The organism is Formivibrio sp. oc-25 (assembly GCF_055810895.1).
Genome location: NZ_JBVVOL010000011.1, coordinates 17,056 through 39,671, shown reverse-complemented (window position 1 = coordinate 39,671; position 22,616 = coordinate 17,056). Strand labels below are relative to the sequence as shown.

At 55.7% G+C, this 22,616-nt stretch carries 23 protein-coding genes, 1 tRNA gene and 1 pseudogene; 8 read left to right on the top strand and 17 right to left on the bottom strand.

Annotated features, from left to right (window positions below):
• Together AC0KVQ_RS09340 and nagZ are read right to left on the bottom strand one after the other, a co-directional pair.
• On the bottom strand, positions 1 to 321 hold the full coding sequence (locus tag AC0KVQ_RS09340; protein ID WP_473420881.1) for a hypothetical protein: 321 nt from the start codon (positions 319 to 321) through the stop codon (positions 1 to 3).
• Between the two features lie 72 nt (positions 322 to 393).
• Positions 394 to 1,932, bottom strand: a complete 1,539-nt coding sequence (nagZ, locus tag AC0KVQ_RS09335; protein WP_473420880.1) for a beta-N-acetylhexosaminidase — start codon at positions 1,930 to 1,932, stop codon at positions 394 to 396.
• Between the two features lie 343 nt (positions 1,933 to 2,275).
• Here nagZ and AC0KVQ_RS09330 point away from each other — a divergent pair, with 343 nt between their 5' ends.
• The 3 genes from AC0KVQ_RS09330 (at position 2,276) to AC0KVQ_RS09320 (ending at position 6,493) form a co-directional block, all read left to right on the top strand.
• Positions 2,276 to 3,895, top strand: coding sequence for a methyl-accepting chemotaxis protein (locus tag AC0KVQ_RS09330; protein ID WP_473420879.1), 1,620 nt, complete (start codon positions 2,276 to 2,278; stop codon positions 3,893 to 3,895).
• Positions 3,896 to 4,076: 181 nt separating this feature from the next.
• Entirely contained in the window at positions 4,077 to 4,721 is a 645-nt protein-coding gene (locus AC0KVQ_RS09325; protein WP_473420878.1) for an MCP four helix bundle domain-containing protein, read from the top strand.
• 131 nt (positions 4,722 to 4,852) lie between these two features.
• Positions 4,853 to 6,493, top strand: a complete 1,641-nt coding sequence (locus tag AC0KVQ_RS09320; protein WP_473420877.1) for a methyl-accepting chemotaxis protein — start codon at positions 4,853 to 4,855, stop codon at positions 6,491 to 6,493.
• A 70-nt stretch (positions 6,494 to 6,563) separates the two neighbouring features.
• On the opposite strand, the gene gltX is transcribed toward AC0KVQ_RS09320, so the two are convergent.
• Together gltX and mltF are read right to left on the bottom strand one after the other, a co-directional pair.
• Positions 6,564 to 7,955 carry a glutamate--tRNA ligase gene (gene gltX, locus AC0KVQ_RS09315; protein ID WP_473420876.1) on the bottom strand — a complete coding sequence of 464 codons (1,392 nt, stop codon included), beginning with the start codon at positions 7,953 to 7,955 and terminating at the stop codon, positions 6,564 to 6,566.
• A gap of 38 nt (positions 7,956 to 7,993) precedes the next feature.
• The gene (gene mltF / locus AC0KVQ_RS09310; RefSeq protein WP_473420875.1) at positions 7,994 to 9,442 is read right to left on the bottom strand and encodes a membrane-bound lytic murein transglycosylase MltF; all 1,449 of its coding nucleotides are present in this window, start codon (positions 9,440 to 9,442) and stop codon (positions 7,994 to 7,996) included.
• A gap of 112 nt (positions 9,443 to 9,554) precedes the next feature.
• Here mltF and AC0KVQ_RS09305 point away from each other — a divergent pair.
• Positions 9,555 to 9,644 (top strand) — tRNA-Ser (locus AC0KVQ_RS09305).
• 178 nt (positions 9,645 to 9,822) lie between these two features.
• Here AC0KVQ_RS09305 and AC0KVQ_RS09300 read toward each other — a convergent pair.
• The 6 genes and pseudogenes from AC0KVQ_RS09300 to asd all read right to left on the bottom strand — a co-directional run bounded on the left by AC0KVQ_RS09300 (position 9,823) and on the right by asd (position 13,944).
• Positions 9,823 to 10,014 carry a hypothetical protein gene (locus tag AC0KVQ_RS09300; protein ID WP_473420874.1) on the bottom strand — a complete coding sequence of 64 codons (192 nt, stop codon included), beginning with the start codon at positions 10,012 to 10,014 and terminating at the stop codon, positions 9,823 to 9,825.
• Between the two features lie 166 nt (positions 10,015 to 10,180).
• Positions 10,181 to 10,954, bottom strand: coding sequence for a MetQ/NlpA family ABC transporter substrate-binding protein (locus AC0KVQ_RS09295; protein ID WP_473420873.1), 774 nt, complete (start codon positions 10,952 to 10,954; stop codon positions 10,181 to 10,183).
• 47 nt (positions 10,955 to 11,001) lie between these two features.
• On the bottom strand, positions 11,002 to 11,664 hold the full coding sequence (locus tag AC0KVQ_RS09290) for a methionine ABC transporter permease (protein ID WP_473420872.1): 663 nt from the start codon (positions 11,662 to 11,664) through the stop codon (positions 11,002 to 11,004).
• Positions 11,664 to 11,885 carry an NIL domain-containing protein gene (locus AC0KVQ_RS09285; protein WP_473420942.1) on the bottom strand — a complete coding sequence of 74 codons (222 nt, stop codon included), beginning with the start codon at positions 11,883 to 11,885 and terminating at the stop codon, positions 11,664 to 11,666. The genes AC0KVQ_RS09290 and AC0KVQ_RS09285 overlap by 1 nt, the downstream gene beginning before the upstream one ends.
• Positions 11,886 to 11,945: 60 nt before the next feature.
• Positions 11,946 to 12,677: pseudogene (locus AC0KVQ_RS09280) on the bottom strand (methionine ABC transporter ATP-binding protein); the annotation flags it as partial.
• A gap of 166 nt (positions 12,678 to 12,843) precedes the next feature.
• Entirely contained in the window at positions 12,844 to 13,944 is a 1,101-nt protein-coding gene (asd, locus tag AC0KVQ_RS09275) for an aspartate-semialdehyde dehydrogenase (protein WP_473420871.1), read from the bottom strand.
• Between the two features lie 87 nt (positions 13,945 to 14,031).
• On the opposite strand from asd, the gene dtd reads away from it, so the two are divergent.
• The 3 genes from dtd to AC0KVQ_RS09260 all read left to right on the top strand — a co-directional run bounded on the left by dtd (position 14,032) and on the right by AC0KVQ_RS09260 (position 17,797).
• On the top strand, positions 14,032 to 14,517 hold the full coding sequence (gene dtd / locus AC0KVQ_RS09270; RefSeq protein WP_473420870.1) for a D-aminoacyl-tRNA deacylase: 486 nt from the start codon (positions 14,032 to 14,034) through the stop codon (positions 14,515 to 14,517).
• Positions 14,518 to 14,696: 179 nt separating this feature from the next.
• Positions 14,697 to 16,340, top strand: coding sequence for a methyl-accepting chemotaxis protein (locus AC0KVQ_RS09265; protein ID WP_473420869.1), 1,644 nt, complete (start codon positions 14,697 to 14,699; stop codon positions 16,338 to 16,340).
• Positions 16,341 to 16,453: 113 nt separating this feature from the next.
• Positions 16,454 to 17,797, top strand: coding sequence for an MATE family efflux transporter (locus tag AC0KVQ_RS09260; RefSeq protein WP_473420868.1), 1,344 nt, complete (start codon positions 16,454 to 16,456; stop codon positions 17,795 to 17,797).
• Here the strand turns inward: AC0KVQ_RS09260 and AC0KVQ_RS09255 are convergent.
• Positions 17,780 to 18,406: a flavin prenyltransferase UbiX gene (locus AC0KVQ_RS09255; RefSeq protein WP_473420867.1), complete on the bottom strand. Its 627-nt coding sequence runs from the start codon at positions 18,404 to 18,406 to the stop codon at positions 17,780 to 17,782. The two genes, AC0KVQ_RS09260 and AC0KVQ_RS09255, sit on opposite strands and share 18 nt — an antisense overlap.
• The gene (locus AC0KVQ_RS09250; protein ID WP_473420866.1) at positions 18,403 to 18,933 is read right to left on the bottom strand and encodes a Gx transporter family protein; all 531 of its coding nucleotides are present in this window, start codon (positions 18,931 to 18,933) and stop codon (positions 18,403 to 18,405) included. The genes AC0KVQ_RS09255 and AC0KVQ_RS09250 overlap by 4 nt, the downstream gene beginning before the upstream one ends.
• Positions 18,934 to 19,025: 92 nt before the next feature.
• Here AC0KVQ_RS09250 and AC0KVQ_RS09245 point away from each other — a divergent pair, with 92 nt between their 5' ends.
• Positions 19,026 to 19,217, top strand: coding sequence for a CCE_0567 family metalloprotein (locus AC0KVQ_RS09245; protein WP_473420865.1), 192 nt, complete (start codon positions 19,026 to 19,028; stop codon positions 19,215 to 19,217).
• 300 nt (positions 19,218 to 19,517) lie between these two features.
• Here AC0KVQ_RS09245 and AC0KVQ_RS09240 read toward each other — a convergent pair whose 3' ends face one another.
• From AC0KVQ_RS09240 to hpf, 5 genes are all read right to left on the bottom strand, one after another.
• Positions 19,518 to 19,946, bottom strand: coding sequence for a NusG domain II-containing protein (locus AC0KVQ_RS09240; protein WP_473420864.1), 429 nt, complete (start codon positions 19,944 to 19,946; stop codon positions 19,518 to 19,520).
• Entirely contained in the window at positions 19,915 to 20,802 is an 888-nt protein-coding gene (rapZ, locus tag AC0KVQ_RS09235) for an RNase adapter RapZ (protein ID WP_473420863.1), read from the bottom strand. The genes AC0KVQ_RS09240 and rapZ overlap by 32 nt, the downstream gene beginning before the upstream one ends.
• Positions 20,799 to 21,743, bottom strand: coding sequence for an HPr(Ser) kinase/phosphatase (hprK, locus tag AC0KVQ_RS09230; RefSeq protein ID WP_473420862.1), 945 nt, complete (start codon positions 21,741 to 21,743; stop codon positions 20,799 to 20,801). Before hprK ends, rapZ begins: the two co-directional genes overlap by 4 nt.
• Entirely contained in the window at positions 21,724 to 22,197 is a 474-nt protein-coding gene (gene ptsN / locus AC0KVQ_RS09225) for a PTS IIA-like nitrogen regulatory protein PtsN (RefSeq protein WP_473420861.1), read from the bottom strand. The genes hprK and ptsN overlap by 20 nt, the downstream gene beginning before the upstream one ends.
• A 93-nt stretch (positions 22,198 to 22,290) precedes the next feature.
• Positions 22,291 to 22,614, bottom strand: a complete 324-nt coding sequence (gene hpf, locus AC0KVQ_RS09220; protein WP_473420860.1) for a ribosome hibernation-promoting factor, HPF/YfiA family — start codon at positions 22,612 to 22,614, stop codon at positions 22,291 to 22,293.
• Between the last annotated feature and the right edge of the window lie 2 nt (positions 22,615 to 22,616).

The window sequence follows — 22,616 nt, the reverse complement described above, 5'->3', positions numbered from 1 at the left end:
TTACTTGGACTTCGCCGCCGTTTTTTTGGTGGGTGCCGACTTGCGCGAACTGGCTGACGGTTTCTTGGCGGTCTGCTTGGCCGTCGTCGATTTTTTTGCCACAACAGCCTTCTTGGTCGACGCCACCTTTTTTGCTACAACCGGCCGCTTGGATTTTGCCGTCATTTTTCTGGCTATGGCCTTTGGTGCTACGGTTTTCTGGGCCGATGCCGCAGGCGCCTTTCGCGGAATCTGGGGTGCAGCAGCCGGCTCATCAAACGGCAGCGGCGCGTCTTTTTCTTCTGCCACGGCAGGCAGGCTCAGCGATGCGGCCAGCAACATGCCAGCCATCCATTTCAAAAACATCCATCCATTCCTTATCGCCGCAGCAGCGACGCAACAATTCATCCGGGATTATACCTGTCGCCCCAGCAGGGCATCGGCCAAAGCCGTCAGCGCTGCTGGACGGTTGGAACAGGCAGCAAGCCGCCCCCATGCACCAGGCAGCAAATCCAGGTCATAGGGCAACCTGCCGGCCACCAGACAGGTTTTCTGTGGCGGCAGGGCTGCCAGCAATGCCTGCTGTTCCGGCTTGAGCACCGCATTGTAAGTCACGCAGACGATTTGCTCCGCCGCCCGCGCCCTCAATTGCACCTGCACGATATCCACAGCCGCAGGCGCCAGCGGCAGGCGGATTTCTTCAACCTGCACGCCGAGCGATGCCAAGACCCCGCCCAGGGTATCCGCACCCGTGGCAACCACATCAATTTCGGTGTGTGCGCGAACTTCGCAACTGATCACCAGCACAGGCCTGGCCGGATCAAGCCGCCTGATCTCCGAACTCCAGCTTACCGACGCGGCATGAACGCGGCGCGAAAGCGCAAGACTTGCCGGGCTGGCGACCTGCGCCGTTGCATCCATCGGCAAGCCGCGCCAATCCGGCAGGCGTGACTTCAAAGCCAGGATACGCGCCAGCGACTCATCGATGCGCGATTCAGCAATCTCGCCGCTTTCGACCGCCTTCACCAGCGCTTCGATCACGCCAACCTGCCTGTCTTCGCGGTGAGAAACCAGCAGAATGTCTGCGCCGGCCTTGAACGCCCGCACCGCGCCTTCGACCACGCCGATGCCTTCGGCGATCGCCGCCATTTCCAGGCAATCGGTAAAGACCACGCCAGAAAAGCCAAGTTCCCGCCGCAGCAGATCAGTCAGCACCGCATGCGACAGGGTCGACGGTGTATCGGGATCGGGCTCAAATGCCGGGAATACCACATGCGCCGACATGATCGCATCCACGCCCGCCGCGATGGCGGCACGAAATGGCGCCAGCTCCACGGCATCCAGCCGTGCACGATCATGTGGCACGCGCGGCAGGCCGAGGTGCGAATCCACGTCAGTATCGCCATGTCCGGGAAAGTGCTTGGCCGTGGCGGCAATGCCGGCTGCCTGGATGCCGCGCAGCGCGGCCAGACCATACTCGCAGACCTCCGCCACCGTTTCACCAAAGGCTCGCACGCCGATCACCGGATTGCGCCGGTTATTGTTCACATCCAGCACCGGCGCGAAATTCACGTTGAAGCCCAACAGGCGCAATTCCTCATTGCCGATGTGGGTCAGCGCTTCGCAGTCTGCCACCTTGCCGGCTGCACGAAACGCCAGCGCGGAAGGCAGTGGCGTCACGCCATTTTCCAGCCGTGCCACCACTCCGCCTTCCTGATCGACTGCAATCAGCAACGGCACACTTGAGTTCTCGGCATTGATCGCCTGCAACTGCCGATTGAGAGTGCTGACCTGGCCAGGTGAAGCAATATTGCGCCGGAAAAGGATCACACCGCCGACATGATGGTGTTCGATCAGGCGCCTGACATGATCGCAGGGTATCTCTCCGTCAAACCCCACCATCAAAAGCTGGCCGACCTTCTGGCGCAAACTGGATAGATGCTGCTGTGTCATGGGCGGCAACGATGCAATTAAAGGACAGGAAGCATAGTGGCTCGTTCGAGATACGGCAAATTGTCACCATTCTGCATCGGCCCACCATTACTTACAAAATTAAAATATTCCTTACACATAAAATTCCGCTCGTCTGAATTATTGCGACGCAGCATAGAATTTTCGGCAAGGCACTTATAAAACCCAATATAAACACCAACGGCCAAGACAAAGCTGCACTGGTGAAATCAGACCATTCACACACTGTAACCATTTATCCCAGCCAAAATAATTACATTTATTTTTATATTTCTTATTATTAACTTTCACAATATTCACAAATAATTACTAATTAGGAGAAATCATGCGGCTCACCATCTCAATGCGCTTGATCTGGATGATATTGATTGCGACCAGTGCCTTGGCTTGCGTCGGACTGGTTGGTTATTCAAATACGCAGAAGCTGACCCAAGACCTGAAATTCACCCATAACACCATCATCGCCAACCTCGAAATCTTGTCAAAGGCGGAAAGTGAATATCTGCTGCTGCGGGTCAACGGCCTCTACCACATCTCCTATGACGACCCAGGCAAGAAATCTCAGCATGAAGTAGTGATAAAACAGAAAGTACAGAACATCGAGTCTTTGTTTGACCAGTATGCAAAAAACACAACTGATGCAAACAATCTGCAATTGCTTGAAACCGACAAGAAATTGTTTGCCAACTACACTCATGCGCTGAATCAGATACTTGCCAAATCCAGGGAAAACGACCGCGAGGGTACCTATCAGCTGCAGGAAAATGCATGGAAGCCAGCAGGTGAAAAGCTGACGCAAGCATTGAACGAACACCGTCAATACAATCAAAAGCTGGCCGAGAATACCGAACAGGGGGCCATCGAAGATGGCCAATTCAGCAGCCTGCTCATGGCCATTGCGACAGGCGTGGGCGTCTTGCTTACCGCCCTGATCGGACTTATTTCAAGAAAACGCATCAACGATTCATTGCAGCACATCAAAGCCACGATGCTGCATGTCGCCAATGATCTGGATTTCACCGCGCGCGCGCAAATCGACGGGAAAGATGAAATCGGCGAAACCGCCGATGCATTCAACCATCTGCTGGATCGACTGCAAGACAATATCCGCAGCGTTGCCACCAGCGCCGAGCAAGTCTCCGTCGCCGCCAGCCAGGTTGCCCAGGCTTCTGCCCAGATTGCCGCAGCCTCGCTGAACCAGAGCGAATCAGCATCAAGTATGTCGGCAACGATTGAACAAATGACCGTCAGCATCGTGCACGTCGGCAATCGTGCCGGAGAAGTTCATCGCTTCTCGAGTGAATCCGGCCAGCTGGCCGGCAATGGCGAGCAAGTCATCAACCAGACTGTTCAGGAGATCAACATCGCTGCGGAATCGGTCAATCAGGCTGCCGACCGGATTCGCCAGCTTGAAACACAGAGTGAGCAAATTTCCGGGGTCATCTCGGTGATTCGTGATGTCGCAGACCAAACCAATCTGCTGGCACTCAACGCAGCCATTGAAGCAGCACGCGCCGGGGAGCAGGGTCGCGGCTTTGCCGTGGTGGCCGATGAGGTGCGCAAACTGGCGGAACGCACGGCGGCATCCACCAGCGAAATCTCGCGGACCATTGAATCCATGCGTGCTGGCGCACGCAGTGCAGTGGAAGGGATGTATGAAGTTGTCAAACAGGTCTCCAGCAGCGTCACGCAGGTGGACTCAGCGAACCAGCTCATGCAGAAAATCGGCACAGGCAGCCGTAATGGCGTCGCCATGGTCGATGAAATCGTGCATGCCATCCGAGAGCAAGGCAGTGCCAGCAACAGCATCGCCCAGCAGATCGAGAAAATTGCCCAGATGGCCGAGGAAGGAAGTGGTGCCGCCCACGAAGGCGCACAATCCGCACAAGAGCTGGATCAGCTGGCTTTGGGCATGCAGAAAATGGTGGGCGCCTACCGGGTATAGCACGCCGCCAAGCACAACCACTTCTGATCTCACGCAACAAAAGCGGGCCTGACGCACCCGCTTTTTTGCTTTCCGGAGCCCTGCTGCTCTAGTATTACGGTCGACTCGCAACCGTATCTTCCCTGCGCTTATCGCAGCCAATCGCAGTGTACTGAACCCATCAAACCGGAAGGAATCCCCCATGAATCTTACGATCAACCAAAGACTGATGGCCATCATTGCCGGCGCGGTCGCAGCATTGGCCCTGATCGGACTCATTGGTTTTTTCAGTGCACAAACCATGACCAATGAACTGAAATACACGGACGAAAATATCATCCGCAGCGTTGCCATTCTTTCCAGCGCGGAGCGGGATTTCCTGCTGATTCGCGTCAATGCGCTGTATCACCTCTCCTACACGCAAAAATCCAAGAAAGACCCGCACGAAACCACCATCAAGGAAAAAATCCGGGAAGTCCAGTTGCGACTGGAAGAGTATGAAAAAGATCTGGTGGTCAACGATGTGGATCGCACCTTGCTCAATAACGACAAGCAACTCTGGTCGAACTATTTGATCGCGCTGGACAAGGTACTGGAGAACTCGCGCGCCAATGATCGTGAAGCTGCGGTGATTGTTATCGAGAACGAATGGAAACCGGCCGGAGACCGGCTGACCGCGGCCTTTACCGAACACACCCGCTACAAGGAAAGGCTGGCGGATGAGCTGGTGCGTCAGTCGCTCTATACCGGGCAGCGCAACTCGATGCTGACCTTGCTGGCAACCCTGGCCGCTGTCATTTTTGTCGTACTGATCGGCTGGCTGGTCAAACGTGGCATTTCCACTTGACCCATCCTCATGCGCATTGCGTCATACAAGATACAGTTAAAGATGCAATTAGATAAACATCGCCTTACTGTCTATGATCATAAGGCTTGCCTCATGCAGGCAAACGATAAAACCAAGCGTAGAGGATGACCATGTTTACGTTCAGCATCGCCCGCAAACTGCAGATCATGATTGCCAGCGCGATTATTGCGCTTTTTGTCGTGGGAGGTGCCGGCCTTTACGGCATAACGGCCCTTTCCCATGCCTTGGTTTATACCCAGACCAACACTCTGCCCAGCATCGAGGCCATGGGGGGCGTGGCCACACTGTTTGCCAAATACCGGCTGGCTATTCTGCGCCATATCCAGAATGATGACGCGTCCAAGATGCCCGAACTGGACAAGGCCATCGCGGACATTGAAAAAGAACTCAACGCCAAACTTGATGATTACGACAAAAATCTTGTCAGTGACCAGCAGGACAAGGAACTGGTCACCAAGGAAAAGGAACTGCTCACACGCTATCGCGAGGCAGTTGAAAAGGGGCTGAGCATGTCGCGTAGCCCGGATAAAAATCCGGACACGATCCAGACCCTGATCAGACTCACCACCATGGAAATCACGCCAATCGGTGCCGAGCTGGAAGCACTAATCTTCAAACATGTCACCTACAACAAGGAACTGGCACGCAAGATCGAGCACGAATCGCATGCGACCAAACGCATTGCCGAGATCTTGGCCATGGTAATCGTAGCCGTCAGCATCATTGCCGTAGGCGCAATTGGATATTTCTTGCTGCGCGGCATACGCCGCTCGCTGCAAGACATGGAATCCGTGATCGGTCGGATTGAAGGCAATCTGGATTTCACAGTGCGCGCCGATGCCAGCAAGCAGGATGAACTGGGCAAAATGGCCGGCCAGCTCAACCGCCTGCTGGAAAAACTGCAAGGCAATCTGAAAACCATCGCCCAGAATGCCGATCAGGTTGCAACAGCCTCGGCACAGATGTCTGAAACATCCGAGCAAGTTGCCACGGCTTCGCAACAGCAAAGTACGGCCGCCTCGGCCATGGCTGCTACTGTCGAAGAAATGACGGTCAGCATCAACCACGTTGGAGATCGTGCCGCTGAAGCCAACACCATTTCCACGCGCTCGGGCGAATTGGCCAAATCAGGCGAAAGTGTTATCAGCCAAACCGTTGCCGATATCAAGGAAATCGCCGAAACGGTCAGCAGGGCGGCTGAACGCATTCGCGAGTTGGAAACACAAAGCGGCAAGATTTCCGAGGTCGTGGCCGTGATCAAGGAAGTTGCCGACCAGACCAACCTGCTCGCACTCAATGCTGCCATTGAAGCGGCACGCGCAGGCGAACAGGGCCGCGGCTTTGCCGTGGTGGCCGATGAAGTGCGCAAGCTGGCAGAACGCACCGCCACGTCGACACAGGAAATCGCCAGCACCATCGGTACCATGCAATCCACTGCCAGCAATGCGGCACAAGGCATGCAGGAAGCGGTCGAAAAAGTCTCGCTCGGCGTCGAACGCGCCAACCACGCCAGTGATGCCATTCAAAAGATTGGCGGCGGTAGCCGGGAAGCAGTTGCCATGGTGGGTGAAATCACCAGCGCGATCCGGGAACAAGGCGCTGCCACCAACAACATTGCCATCCAGGTCGAGAAAATCGCCCAGATGGCCGAACAAAGCAGTGCTGCTTCGTCTGAAAGCGCTCGGGCCGCACGCGAACTGGACCAACTGGCCGAACGCATGCAGAAAATCATTGCCAGTTACCGTATCTGAAGCTACCCGGATAAAGCAAAACGGCGGGTCATCAGACCCGCCGTTTTGCTTTATCCACTGAATGCTACGTTCAGGCGGCCAAGCGCTTGAGCACCTCTTCGCGCCCCAGCAACGCCAATACGGCATCCACGGACGGTGTGCTGGTTGTTCCGCAAATCTTGGCACGCAAGGGCATGCCGACCTGCGGCATCTTCACGCCCTGCGCCTTTACGAAATCCTTGATGAACTGCGACAGCGATGGTTGATCCCAGATCGCCAACTGTGAAACCCCTTCAGCAAAGAATTGCAAACGCGCCTCGTCATCCGGCGTGAGATGCTTTTCCACGACATCGGCAGTCGGATCAAGCGGACGGTAGAAGTATTCTGCCTGCTCGGCCAACTCGACCAGTGTCTGCACCCGGTCACGCAGCAAAACCACCACGTCGGCCAATACCGGCCCTGCTGCAGTATCCACGCCTTTTTCGTCAAGGAAACGCCGGACCAGCTTGGCCAAGCGTACCGGGTCAGCCGCCTTCATGTGCTGGGCATTGAGCCAGAGCAGCTTTTCCTTATCAAATCGGCTGGGGCTGGGGCTGACATCCTTTAGATCGAACCATTCGACGAACTGATCCATGGTGAAAAATTCGTCATCGCCATGTCCCCATCCCAAGCGCGCCAGATAATTAAGCAGGGCTTCAGGCAGGTAACCCATCTTGTCGTAATCCACGACGCTCACGGCATCGCGGCGCTTGCTCATCTTCTGCCCCTGATCGTTGTGGATCATCGGCAGGTGGGCAAACGTTGGCACAGCCGCTCCCAGAGCCTTATAGATCACGATCTGACGCGGCGTATTATTAACATGATCATCGCCACGAATGACATGGCTGATACCCATATCCCAATCATCAACCACCACGCAGAAATTGTAGGTCGGCGTCCCATCCGGGCGGGCGATGATCAGGTCATCCAGCTCGGTTGCACTGATTTCAATGCGCCCTTTCACGGCATCATCCCAGGCAATCACACCATCCAGCGGAGTCTTGAAACGTACTACCGGCTGCACTCCATTTGGTATTGACGGCAACTGTTTGCTGGTTTCCGGGCGCCAGCGGCGATCGTAACGCGGCTTTTCACCGCGAGATTCCTGCTCTGCACGCAGGGCATCTAGCTCTTCGCGGCTGGTGTAGCAATAGTAGGCATGGCCGTTCTGCAGCAATTGGCCGATGACTTCCTTGTACCGGTCCATTCGCTGCATCTGGTAAAACGGACCCTCATCGTAATCCAGACCTACCCAGTGCATGCCATCCAGAATAGCCGCCACCGATTCCGGCGTTGAACGCTCCAGATCCGTATCTTCAATGCGCAGCACGAATTTGCCGGCATGCTTGCGGGCATATGCCCAGGAAAAAAGCGCCGTGCGCACGCCACCGATATGAAGCAGGCCTGTTGGGCTGGGAGCAAAACGGGTACGAATGGATGTCATGATGATTTCAAATCAGGCAAAAGCATTATTCTAACGGATCAGGCCGCCGGCATCGGCTGCAATGAATCTTTGCGTCGCAAAAACGCGCTACCACTTATGGACTTACGCAGGCGATTTCCGACACTTGCCAGCGAATTCTGAGCCGGCGCATAGGGGGCTTCGAAACGGGCCAGAATATCGAAATAGGTTCGCAGCGATTCAACGAACACCACAGCTTCACCACCTCGGGCAAAGCCATTTTTCAGCGTCGAGAAATATTCCGGTTTACGCAGTAGCGGCAAAACGGTTTTCAGATCAGTCCAGCTATCCGGATTCTTGTTGAGTCGCCTGGCCAAAATGCGGGCATCTTCCAGATGCCCCATGCCGACATTGTAGGCAGCCAAGGCCAACCAGATACGATCCGCAGCCGCAATGTGCGCCGGGATGCGATCGATCAGCATGCGCATGTAGCGGGCACCACCCATGATGCTTTCGTAAGCATCCAGGCGATTGACCCCGAGATAATTCGCCGTATCTTCAGTCAGCATCATCAGGCCCCGCACACCAGTGCGTGAAACGGCTGCTGGATTCCAGTGTGACTCCTGATATCCCAACGCAGCAACCAGACGCCAATCAAGTCCGGTTTCGACTTCCGCCTGATGGAACCAGTCACGATACTCCGGCAAGATCCGTTCACGCTTGCGCAAGAAAGCAGTGGCATCCATCGGTTGCAGGCGGTTGACATGCCCGTAATAGCGCTCCACCAACCTGCTGACGATACCGTCCTTCACCGCACCATGGATAAAACCGGAAACCGCGTCGGACAGCGCAACATCCCGTTTATCGAACGCCCATGCCAGAGACATCGCATCACTGATTCCACGCTGGATCGCTATATGCGGATAGTAGTTCTGCATCACCTCAGCAGTACGTGCATCTACCAGAGCAGCAGGAATTTCGGCCCCGGCAACCTGCTCGAACAACGCTTCGCCATCCACTTCTGAATCGACCGCATAATCCAGCGCCGGCCACTGCCGCCGCAGCCGATCAAGGACTTGTGCATGTTCGGGCAGGATGCTGAGTCTTTTCTCACCGGCAGCCAATTGTTGCAGCACTTGCGCGCCAGAACTCCCCGCCGGGTAAACAATAACAGGCTCAACCGTCTTGTATACCGGACCGAATGCAAAATCATGAGCATCATCACGCCATACGCCCGCAGCCAGATGTGCTTCGCGACGGCGCAGACGCACCAACGCCTCAGCCCGTGTACCGGCCACCAGAAAACGCAATTTCAAACCATGCTGGTCAGCAAATTTGCGCAACAAATCGTACTCCAGACCTGCTTGCTCACCAAAAGCATTCACATACAAGGTCGTCGGCCCGTTCGGCACCAGAGCCACCAGCTCGCGAGTCTCCTGCCAGGGACGAACCGGAGTCACACCACTCAACATCCAGTCACCACACCCTGCCAGCATCAAAGAAAGCAATCCAGACAACAATCGCTTCATGGAACCCTTTGATAATCTTGGAAAAGTCGGCATTCTGCCTCAACTCGCCCAAAACACAAACAAAAAGATTTGGCAGTTTGTTTTGCAATGCGCTAGAATCCCGCCTCTACGCGGAGAGGTGGCAGAGTGGTCGAATGTACCTGACTCGAAATCAGGCGTAGGTGTAAGCCTACCGAGGGTTCGAATCCCTCCCTCTCCGCCAGATCACCTAAAGCCTTGATTCATGATCAAGGCTTTTGTTTTTTCAGCTCCCGTCCAGTTTGCCCGATATAGCCAGCACGAAAATGTCTGCAGCGGTTGAAACATGCCAGGCCGCATTACAACAAAAAAGCCGCTGCATTTTTGGCAGCGGCTTTTTTGACTGGGGAGGGATCGACTATTCAGGCGCGGGTATCGATCTTGTTACCCAGATGCGAGGGGTTGTTGTAGCTACCGGAAGGCATGACAGCCTCAATGGCATTGGCGACCCCCTTGCCTACGGCAGAGGCGACATCAGTCAGGGCAACCATACCGGCATAGGCTAGCGCCGCCTTATTAAAGCCACTGGTCAGGCTGGATGAAATACCCCACATGGCATGCCTCCGCGTTAATGACTCTCCCCGGTTAAATTGTAGCACCGAGCGACTCCAATTCAACACAAGCGTTAAACCATGTTATCCATGCTGCACAGCCAACAACGACTGCCGGGCATGATCAACGCGTGGGGAGAAGATACCTGCAACCACCCGACGCTGGCAATCAAAATGCAGGAACCACCGCACCCTTGTATTTATCCTGGATGAATTTCTTCACATCCGGAGAAGTCAGTGCAGCAGCCAGCTTCTTCATGGCCGGAGCATCCTTGTTGTCGGCGCGGCTGACCAGAATGTTCACATACGGCGATTCGCCACCCTCGATCACCAGCGCATCCTTGGCCGGATTGAGTTTGGCCTCCAGCGCGTAATTGGTATTGATCAGGGCCAGATCGACCTGATTAAGAATACGCGGCAACGTGGCAGCTTCCAGCTCGCGGAATTTCAACTTTTTCGGGTTGCTGGCTATATCCTTCGGCGTCACCAGGATATTGTTGGCATCCTTGAGTGTAACCACACCAGCCTTGGCCAGCAGCAGCAAGGCACGGCCGCCATTGGTGGCATCATTCGGAATTGCAACCGTTGCACCCTCCTTCAAGTCGGTCAGTTTTTTCACCTTCTGACTGTAAGCACCAAACGGTTCAACATGCACACCGGCCACGGATACGAGGCTGGTACCCTTGCCCTTGTTGAACTCGTCCAGATAAGGTTTGTGCTGGAAGAAATTAGCGTCCAGCCGCTTTTCAGCCACTTGCACGTTTGGCTGCACGTAATCGGTAAATACCTTGATATCCAGTTCAACGCCTTGCTTGGCCAGCATTGGCTTAACCAATTCCAAGAGTTCGGCATGTGGCACAGCCGTTGCACCAACACTCAATTTATCTGCGGCATGAACATTCAGTGCCAGGGCCGCCAAAGCAGCAGTCAACAGTGCTTTCATTGTCATCTCCTTTTTAATAACGAACAGGTACGCATGTACCTTGTGGATCATTTACGACTGAATTTGATCACCAGCCGATCGCCAATCATCTGCAGCACCTGCACCAGGATCAGCAGCAACAACACGGTTACGACCATCACATCGGTCTGGAAACGCTGGTATCCAAAACGGATAGCCAAGTCACCCAGACCTCCGCCACCGATCACCCCCGACATGGCAGCATAGGAAACCAGTGTGATGGCGGTAACCGTACATGCTGCCAGCAAGCCCGGCAGTGCTTCGGGCAGCAGCGCGCCCAGCACGATCTGGCGGGTGGTTGCCCCCATGGCCTGGCTCGCTTCGATGATGCCGCGATCAACTTCCCGCAAGGCAGTTTCCACCAACCGGGCAAAAAATGGCGTAGCTCCCACCACCAGAGGCGGTATCGCCCCCCCCACGCCCAGCGAGGTTCCCACCAGCAGCACAGTGAATGGAATCATCACGATCAACAGGATCACGAACGGTACGGAACGCAGCACATTCACCACGAAGGAAAGTGCGGCATACAACAGCGGCTGCGCCAATAGCTGACGCGGCCCGGTCAGAAACAGCAGAATGCCGAGAGGCAACCCCAGCAACATGGTGAACAACAAGGATCCACCCAGCATGGCCAGCGTATCCAGCGAGGCCAGGCCAATCTCGGCCCAATCGATATTGGCAAACATTTCCATCAGCGCAATACCTCCACAGTCACGTTCTGGCGGGAAAGCTCAGCCAGTGCGGCATCGATATCCGTTGCCTCACCTGTGAACGCCAGCATCAGCTGTCCACACGGCGTATGCTTGATGCGCTCAATGCGGCCCGCCAGGATGCTGAACTCCAGCGCATGCTGACGAATAACCCGGCTCAGCGCCGCCTCGTAGGTTGCGTCGCCAATGAAAGTCAGGCGCACGATTCTGCCAGCCACGTGGGCAAAATCATCGGTCTGCGAGCTCTCGTCGATATGCTCGGCCTCTTGCACGAAGCGGCATGTGGTCGGATGCTGCGGGTGCAGAAACACCTGCGTCACCGGACCGGATTCCACAATACGGCCGCCATCAAGCACGGCCACGCGATCACAAATCGAGCGAATTACATCCATTTCATGCGTAATCAGCACAATGGTCAGACCCAGGCGCTGGTTGATATCAAGCAAAAGCTGCAGGATGGATTGCGTGGTTTGCGGATCGAGTGCGCTGGTTGCTTCATCGCACAACAGCAGCCGAGGCCGGTTGGCAAGCGCCCGCGCTATGCCCACGCGTTGCTTTTGCCCGCCAGACAACTGCGCCGGATACTTGTCACCCTGATCCGCCAGTCCGACCAGCTCCAGCATTTCCACCACGCGTGCACGAATTTCGGCATCGTTTTTTCCACCCGCGATTTTGAGCGGAAAGGCTACATTCTCGGCCACGGTTTTGGAGGAAAGCAGATTGAAATGCTGGAAAATCATGCCAACTTGCTGCCGGAAAGCGCGCAAGCCCGCATCATCCAGTTCCAGCACGTCCGTATCATCAATGACTACCCGGCCTTGATCCGGCGTTTCCAGACGATTGAGGAGACGAATCAATGTGGATTTGCCCGCACCGGAATGACCGATGACGCCGAATATTTCTCCGGCAGCAATTTCTAGGCTGACATCTCGCAACGCAACAACATCGCGCTGCGCGGTGCGATAGGTTTTTTGCAGTGACTCCAGCTTGATCACGGTTTGGCATGCCTTTTGAATGAGCCGAAATAGTGCGGTCAAATCCGCCAGCGGGCAATACTGGTATTCCCCAATCTTATTGAATGATATTTCTTTAGATCAATTTGGAATTTAAAGCCCAGCAAAAACCCTCACACAAGGCGAGGGTTTGCATACATCAACAGATTTACAGCAGGATGCGCAGCATGCGGCGCAGCGGTTCGGCCGCGCCCCACAGAAGCTGGTCACCACAGACAAAGGCGCTAATGTATTCCGGGCCCATATTGAGCTTGCGCACACGACCGACACCGACCTTGAGCGTGCCGGTGATGGTAACCGGAGTCAGTTCCTTCTCGGTGATACTGCGCTCGTTCGGCACCCACTTCACCCATTCATTACCGGACTGGATCAGTTTTTCAATTTCAGTCAGCGGCAGATCTTTCTTGAGCTTCATGGTCAGCGCAAGGCTGTGGCAGCGCATCGCGCCGATGCGTACGCACAAGCCATCAACCGGCACGGTCTCGGCATTGCCGAGAATCTTGTTGACTTCGGCCTGGCCTTTCCACTCCTCCTTGGATTGGCCGTTATCGAGCTGCTTGTCGATCCACGGAATCAGACTACCCGCCAACGGTGCCGGGAAGAATTCGGTCGGCACGTCTTCGCGGATGGCCTTCGCCACCTTGCGGTCGATGTCCAGAATCGCAGAAGACGGCGTGGCCAGTTCGGCTTCCACCGTCTTGTGGATCGCACCCATGCCTTTCAGGAGTTCACGCATGTTGTTGGCACCTGCGCCACTGGCCGCCTGGTAGGTCATTGAGCTAACCCACTCGACCAGACCTTCCTTGAACAACTGGCCCACGCCCATCAGCATGATCGAGTTGGTACAGTTACCACCAATGAAGTTCTTCACGCCCTTTGCGAGCGCGGCATCGATAACGTCGCGATTGACCGGATCAAGGATGATCACGGCATCGTCTTCCATGCGCAGCGTGGAAGCCGCATCAATCCAGTAGCCATTCCAGCCCGCAGCGCGCAACTTCGGGAAGATTTCGGTCGTGTAGTCGCCGCCCTGGCAAGAAATAATGACGTCCATGGCCGACAGCTCGGCAACACTGCTGGCATCTTTCAAAGTGCCGGCATCCTTGCCGAAGTCCGGCGCTTTCTGCCCGGCTTGCGAAGTCGTGAAAAAGGTTGGCTCGATAAGCGCGAAATCGTTTTCTTCCTGCATACGCTGCATGAGCACCGAGCCCACCATGCCGCGCCAGCCGACGAGGCCTACTTTCTTCATTGCTGTTCCTTCCCGAATACCACGTTGCGAAAGCTTTGAGAATACTGAAAAATCCTCAGCTTGGCGAGAAAACGCAAAAGGATTGCAATGCGCATATTATTGCAACGGGTTAAAGAAGCCCGGGTTGAGGTCGATAACAATGTTATCGGCGCAATCGGGCCGGGCTTACTGTTGCTGGTCGGTTTTGAGCAAGCCGATATCCAGACCGATCTGGCAAAGATGGCGGACAAGCTGTTGAAGCTGCGTATTTTCGCGGATGAAAATGGCGTGATGAACCGCAGCATTCTGGAACAAGGTGGCGATATTCTGGCGGTCTCGCAGTTCACCCTGTTCGGCGACTGCACCAAAGGAAACCGCCCCTCGTGGTCACGAGCGGCACGCGCCGATATTTCGCGCCCACTCTTCGAGCAGTTTGCTGTGGAGTTGTCCAGGCAATTTGGAAAAGCGGTGGCCTGCGGTATCTTTGGTGCCGACATGCAGGTCCACCTGATTAATGATGGGCCGGTCACCCTGCTGTTGGATTCATGCGAATTGGTCCGACCACCGAGTGATCTTTCAGGTAAAAGCAAGTAATATCCCATTTGATTAAGCTTTTTCTTATATTTGATCACGCTTAGCCTCGGCACCCAAAAATCAAACAAGCGGATCAAAATTACAGAAACCCAGCCCGGACAGTTCCTGGAAATGCCGCAGCCATGCCGCAGCCAGATCAATGCCGGATCATTACTACGGAGAAGAGGAGTCCTTCAAAAATGGCCAAAAAAACGGCACCACGCCTTTCACTGACCATCAACTTGCGCATCTGGATTCTGGTCATCCTGGTAGTCATTACCTTTGGCATCTCGTTCGGAATGACGTTTTATGGGTTGAATCAACTCAAGAAAACCATCGACAGCATCGCCCATAATTCTTTCCCGCAGGTAATGATGCTGGGTGATATCCGGGCACAGTACATGCAAATGCATGGCACCACCTATGAACTGGCATCGACCAGTGATGCGACCCAATCCGCCGAAGTCGAGAAGCGGCTGGCCGCACTGCAGGACAAAGTATTCAAAGGCATTACCAGTTATGAGGCCAGCATCACCGACGAGGGTATTCAGGCGGTGCTGACAGAAGCCAAAATGAAAATGGCATCATATTTGGCCAAGATTCATCAAGTTAAAAACCTTTCCAAGCTGGGCGAGGTACCCATGGCCCTGGAAGTGATGGGCACGCAGATTCTGCCTATCCACAAGGAACTGGAAGCCGTTTTCGACAAGCTGGTAAAGGCTAGCGTGGAAGGCACCGAAGCCGCATCAAAGGCCGCAGAAAGTGCGGCACGACTGACGCTGATTCTGACCATTGCCGCCGCGCTGACCGGCATTCTGGTCACGGGCATCGTTGGTACGCTGATCGCACGCTCGATTGCCGGCCCGATGAAGTCCATGCAGCGTTCACTGACGCATACGGCCGACAATCTTGATTTCACTCAGGATATTCCGGTCAAGGGCAAGGATGAAATTGGCCAGGCACTCACCGCATACAACGCATTGCAGGAAAAGCTGCGCTCCAGCTTCCGCGAAGTTCAATCCAACGTAGCCGCACTGGGCAACAACGCCAAGGAAGTTGCCCAGATGGCCGGCGAAATCGCCCAGACCTCGCGCGTGCAAAGTGATGCAGCATCCAGCATGGCCGCCGCAGTGGAACAAGTCACCGTCAGCATCAACGTGGTTGCAGACCGTGCACGCGAGGCCAGCCAGCTGACACACGATTCGGAAGAGACTGCCAGCCGGGGCGCGCAGATCATTCTGGGCACGGTCGACAACATCCAGACCATTTCGGGCAAGGTTCAGGCTGCTTCGCAACGTATCAGCGGCTTGCGCAAGGATAGCGAGAACATCTCCACCGTGGTCAACATGATCAAGGATGTGGCCGAACAGACTAACCTGCTCGCACTGAATGCCGCCATCGAAGCCGCCCGCGCCGGCGAACAGGGGCGCGGTTTTGCCGTGGTTGCCGATGAAGTGCGCAAGCTGGCAGAGCGCACCGCCAACTCGACCCAGGAAATCACCGCACTGATCCAGCGCATGCAGCAAGGCGCACAACAGGCCGTCGATGGCATGGGTGATGCCGTAATGGAAGTTGAGCAAGGTGTTGAAAAGGCACGTATCGCCGGTGATGCCATTCAGGAAATCCAGTCCAGCGCCCGCAAGGTTGCCGAAGTGGTCATGGAAATTTCCGAGTCGATTCGTGAACAATCACAGGCTAGCGAAACCATCGCCGGGCAGGTGGAAAAAATCGCCCAGATGGCCGAAGAAAACTCTGCCTCGGCCGACAACTCTGCTGCCTCGATTGACCGTATGGCCGGCATGGCACACCAGATCAAGGATACGGTCGCGCAATACCGGATCTGAACATCCGGGCATTCAACCCAAGCCGGCGTCCGAGTGACGCCGGCTTTTTTCTGCCTGCAAAAGCACATGGCATTGCCGGTACAATCAGCACCTTGCCCAATACGGAGTTGCAGATGAACCCGCGCCTGTCCGACGCACGCGCCACACTCGCGCTCGCTTGGCCGATCATGGTCACGCAATTGGCACAGGTGGGCACCGGCTTTGTCGATGCCACCATGGCAGGGCACTACTCGGCGCTTGATCTGGCCGCGATTTCGGTCGGTGGATCGGTTTGGATTGCACTGATGCTGACATTGATCGGTTTCACCCTGGCAGTCAATCCGCTGGTGGCGCATTGCGTGGGTGCCGATACGCTTGATGAAATCCCTGGCATCGTGCAGCAAGGTTTATGGCAGAACCTGTTTTTTGCAGTCTGCGGCATTGCCATCGGCTGGCTGGTGGCCCCCTACTTTCATCTTTCCGGACTAGAGCCGGAAAGCGCAGAAAAAGCCGGCAGTTTTTTGCGTGCCGTGGTCTGGGGCTTGCCGGCACTGGCGATCCATCGGGTACTGGCCGGTTACAGCGCCAGCCTGAATCAAACCCGGCCGATGATGTTCATTGCACTGTTTGGCCTGACACTCAACATCCCGGTCAATTGGATACTGATCTACGGCAAATTCGGCTTCCCGGAACTGGGTGGCGTGGGCTGCGGTTACGCTACGGCAATCTGCATGTGGATCAGCGCCATCATGCTCGCACTGTGGATTCGTCTGACACCTTGCTACCGGCGGACAATGCCGCTCGCAAACTGGCGCCCATGGGATTGGTCGCGGCAAAAGCAACTCTGGCACCTGGGCTTGCCCATCGGTTTTGTGTTTCTGGTCGAGATCAGTGCTTTCAGCCTGGTAGCGCTGCTGATCGCCAGACTGGGCACGGTGCCGGTTGCAGCCCACCAGATCGCACTCAACTTCACCAGCCTGGTCTTCATGATCCCTTCCGGCCTCAGCCATGCCCTGACCGTACGCGTGGGACAGTCACTAGGTGCAGGCCGGGCTGACCTGGCGCGCAAGATCGGCAACAACGGCATTGCCCTGGGCATTGTGTATGCGTTGTTCTCCGCCGCGCTCATCAGCGGATTGCGCCAACCCATCACCGCGCTCTATAGCGACGATGCCAGCGTACGCGCTGTGGCAGGCCAGCTCTTGCTCTATGCCGCCATATTCCAGCTGGGGGATGCCACTCAGGTCATCATTGCCGGAATTTTGCGCGGCTATAAGATCACCCAATGGCCACTGTTAATCTTTATCGGTGCATTCTGGATTCTGGGATTGCCACTGGGCTATACCTTGGCATTTCACCACCATCAGGGAGCGGCCGGATTCTGGCAATCATTGCTGCTCGCGCTGGCAGCCCTTTCCAGTCTGCTGTATTGGCTTTATCGCCGGGAAAGCCTGCGCCAACTACACATAAACACTTGACGTACCATCATCGCCCCAGCGCTGCATCAAGCGATGCGGCACGCCCAACTGGTCAAGGATCCGCGCCACGACGAAGTCGACCAGATCCGCAATCGATTGGGGATGGTGATAAAACGCCGGATTTGGCGGCAGAATCACCACACCCAAGCGCGCCAGCTTGAGCATGTTTTCCAGATGAATCACTGAAAATGGCGCTTCGCGCGGCACGATCACGAGCTTCTTGCCCTCCTTGATCATCACGTCAGCCGCACGCTCCAGCAGGTTTTCCGACATACCCCCTGCGATCGCCGCCAATGCCCCCATGGTACAGGGACACACCACCATGCCATCTCCAGGATTCGAGCCGGATGCCATCGGCGCAAACCACTCCTGCTGGCCCCATACCTGCAACTGCTTTTCATCTGCCACGGCATAGCGCATCCGCAACTGATTGGCCAGCTCAGCCGGTCTGGATGGCCAGGTTTCACCCAACTCCTGCCGGGCAACAATTTGTGCGGCCTGGGTATACAGCAGATGAACCTTGCAGCCAGACGCCAACAGGCACTCCAGCAGGCGCAGGCCGTAAGGCAGACCTGATGCACCGGTGAACGCCACAGTAATGGTTTTCATGTTGTTTTTCCTCCGGCCAGCAATCGGGCCGCAATCAATCCATTTACAAGGCCAAACACCAAAGCAGCCACGGCAAACACGGGCAGCAGATAGATCAAGCCATTATGCGGAATCAGCCATAGCCGCGCGAGCAGCAGTTGCCCGCCAATGTGCGCAAAGGCCGCCAGTACCGAAATGGTTACCAGGCCAAACCAGCGTCTGGGCAACCTGCATGCCGCAGCCAGCACCAGCAAGCTGGTCATGGCTCCCGTCAGGCTCATGGCGAATCCGGGAGAGAACACGCCACCCAGTGCAATTCCGGCGCCCAGAACTCGCAGCAAGGTCACCCATACGGCGGCATGCCAGCCCAGTCGCTCCAGTGCCAGCAGCGTGACAATATTGGCCAACCCGGGCTTGATCCCCGGAATGGGCGATGGAATGCCAGCCTCTGCAACAGCCAGCACGATCGCCAGCGCAGCCAGTCGCGCAATGCGCAAATCTTCCGCACCAGCCTTGATCCGGACCACATCGGTTCGGTTGGGAGTCACTTCGCTGTTTTCACACATACCTATCAAAATGATTACATTTTCGGCATGGATCTTGCTGGAAATTTAAATATTCATCAACGCAGGATATGATCATGACCAATCCGGACATTGCCAAGACGCTTGCCAGGAAAAAACGCATCATCAGCGAAGTCGGAAGCCAGATTCACGACATTGTCGAGGATAGCCTGTGGACACACTACCATCAGCTCCCCGTGCTCAGCGAGCAAATCCAGACATTGATGGCTGACCTGGAAAAATATCGGAACGAACATCCAACCACATGAACAAACGCCATGCCAGCTGGATTGTGCAGAACATAGGCTCTGTTGACGTTTGATTGCCTTTTACGCAAGCCCGCCAACTTGCCGGGACGAGAAGCCAAGCGCAAGCAATACTGGTGTATTGCGAGCATTGGCGACAACGCATCCGGCAAGATTGGCGGACTTGCCCTTCGGGCGGCTGGGTCTTTTGCTCCATTACGGCGTTATTTCCCACTTGCGGTACCCGTACCGCGGCCTGGGAAATGCCTTGTACTGGAGCAAAATACCCCAGCCGCGTAAAAATTAATCAAATGTCAACAGAGCCTAATAGTTCAGACTGTCATAAGGCAGGGGCTGGGTACCCACCAGCGTAATACTGGTCCGGTTAGGCAGGCAAATGGCTGTCTGGCCAGCCGCAGACAACCAGCCGGCCTTGACACAATACTGCCGTGGACTGGGATCCCTGGCAATGCGCACCTGGCCATTATTGATCTCGACCACCGTGGCACCGAGCGGTCCATGTGCTTCAACAATGCGCGGCGCATCAAGATCATATTCGCCAAACAGTTTGCCATCCTGATAGATGCGCACACGCGCTGCCCGGTCGTGTTGCCACGCCAGCGGAATCAATGCGACAACCAACAGGCTAGCCAGTATCAATACCAGCCAGTCTCCCGGCCGCAGCAAGCCCAGCCAGCCGCGCCAGTGACCTGGCTGCCAGTCAGCCGGGGTGGGATTCACCGGTTTGTGCATGCGAAATTTGCGCCAGCTCGCGATGGCGTACCAACACCTGCCAGCGCGTCTGGAAATGACGCCCGAGTTGTTCGGCAAGATAAACGGAGCGATGCTGCCCACCGGTACAGCCAATCGCCACCGTGACATAGCTGCGCTGGTCCTGCTCGAAGATGGGCAACCAGCGTTCCAGCAAAGTCCGGATATCCTCGCCGAACAAGCCCACCTGCGAATGGGATTGCAAGAATTCGATCACGGGCGCATCGAGCCCGGTCAGCGGCCGCAGAGGAATTTCATAAAAGGGATTGGGCAGGCAACGTGCATCGAAAGCGAAATCGGCATCCAGCGCCAAGCCATGCTTGAACCCGAATGATTCAAAAATCACGGTCAGGCGCGAACGATCCAGTGCTACCACCTCGCGTATCCAGCGATGCAATTGGCGCGCACTCAGGCCGGTGGTGTCGATCACATGCCCGACCTCGCGAATCTCACCCAGAATCTGGCGCTCCAGCTGTATGCACTCGCTGATCGTCAGGGTGCCCTGAGAAAGCGGGTGGCTGCGGCGGGTTTCCGAATAACGCCTGATCAGGGTTTCGTCCTGCGCTTCCAGATACAACAGACGAAAGTCACGTCCGCTTGAGCGCAGCACTTCGATCTGTTGCGGCAGGGAAGACAAGTTATGGGCACTACGTGCATCAACGCTGATAGCCAGCTTGGGATAACCGTCGCGATCCAGTAGCGAGGCTGCCTGGGTCAACAAGGGTGCAGGCAGGTTATCGAGACAGTAATAACCCAGATCTTCCAGTGATTTCAGCGCCACACTCTTGCCGGCGCCGGAAAGCCCGGAAACCAGCACGACCTGCTGCCCGGTGTTCATTCACCCATTTCCATGAATTTCTGGTGGCGCTCGATGAACTCGCGCGTCGAATCGATGCCACGTAGTTGCAGGATATAGTTACGTACAGCAGCCTCCACCAGCACCGCGAGGTTACGGCCGGCAGCCACCGGAATCACCAGTTTACGTACCTGCACGCCCAGAATTTCCTGGGTTGCGGCCTGCATTTCCAGGCGATCGATCGGTGCCAGGGTTTCACCGCTGGCCTTGGCCAGATGGATGATCAGACGCAGATTCTTGCGTGGACGCACTGCGGTTTCGCCAAAAATCGAGCGAATATTGAGCACCCCGATACCCCGCACTTCCAGAAAATCACGCAGCATCGGCGGGCAACGGCCTTCCAGCGTTTCCGGATTGGTGCGATAGACCTCGACCACATCATCAGCAACCAGACCATGACCCCGCGAGATCAATTCCAGCGCCAGCTCGCTCTTGCCCATGGCTGATTCGCCCGTCACCAGCACGCCCATTTCCAGCACATCCAGGAATACGCCGTGCAGATGGGTGGAAACCGCCAGTGCCTTGGAAAGATAGAAGCGCAAAACCTCCATCAGGTAGGGCGACAATTCCGGCGAGGTCAGCAGCGGTACATGATGCCGTTCCGCTGCATCCTTGAGAACATCCGGCACCTGCTGGCCATTGGCCACGATCATGGCGGCCATGTCGTTAGCGAACAGGCGGTTCATCCCTTCCTGTTGCGACTCGGGCGAAAGGCCGGCCAGGTAGGCGATCTCGGCCACGCCGAGCACCTGAATCCGATTGGGGTGGACAAAATTCAGATGGCCCACCAGAGACAGCAACGGTTTCTGTTCTGATGCGTCATTGGAGAGCAGGTTGTTGGCGCCGGATTGGCCCGCCACCCAGGTTAGCCGCAGCTTCTCGGCGTTATCGATAAATAGCTGCCTAACTGTAATCTGCGGCATAAGGTTCCCACGTGGAGATCAGTTTCCATGCTTCACCGGCATCACTCACAGCCAGCAATTGATCCCGCATCTGTTTGTCGGAAAAAAGTTGTGCCAGTTCCGAGAGAATTTGCAGATGCAGATCCGTGGCGTTGGCCGGAGCCAACATCACAAAAATCAGCGAAACCGGCTTGCCATCCGGTGCATCGAACGGAATCGGCTCCTTGAGCCGGACAAAGGCGCCCGTTGCCTCTTTCAGCCCCTTGATGCGCCCGTGCGGAATGGCCACACCCTGACCAAGACCGGTCGAGCCCAGTTTTTCCCGGGCAAACAGGCTGTCGAAAATCACGCTGCGCGCAATACCGTGGCTGTTCTCAAACAGAATGCCGACGTGTTCGAACACGCGTTTTTTACTGCCGACCTCCAAATCCAGGAAAATATTGCTGGACGGGAGGATCTTGTTGATCAGGCTCATGGCTGGAATGGATCAGGTTCAAATGTTAGATATTGTAACGCAAAGAAAAACGGGAACGACTCGCGGCGTTCCCGTACCTTGCCCGCTGCTGGATTATTCAGCAACTTCTTGATGCTTCATGCTCTCATTACGGTGATTCTGGATTTTCTCCTTGTGCTTGACGATCTGGCGATCAAGCTTGTCGGCCAGCAAATCAATGGCCGCATACATGTCCGCATCGATCGACTCGACATGAATATCCTTGCCGCGCACATGCACGGTAGCCTCAACTTTTTGCTGCAACTTGTCCACGGAGATGATCACGCCCACATCGATGACGTTATCAAAGTGACGCGTCACGCGTTCGAGCTTGGCAATGACGTAGTCACGGATCGCCGGGGTTACTTCCACATGATGGCCGCTAATGTTGAGGTTCATGG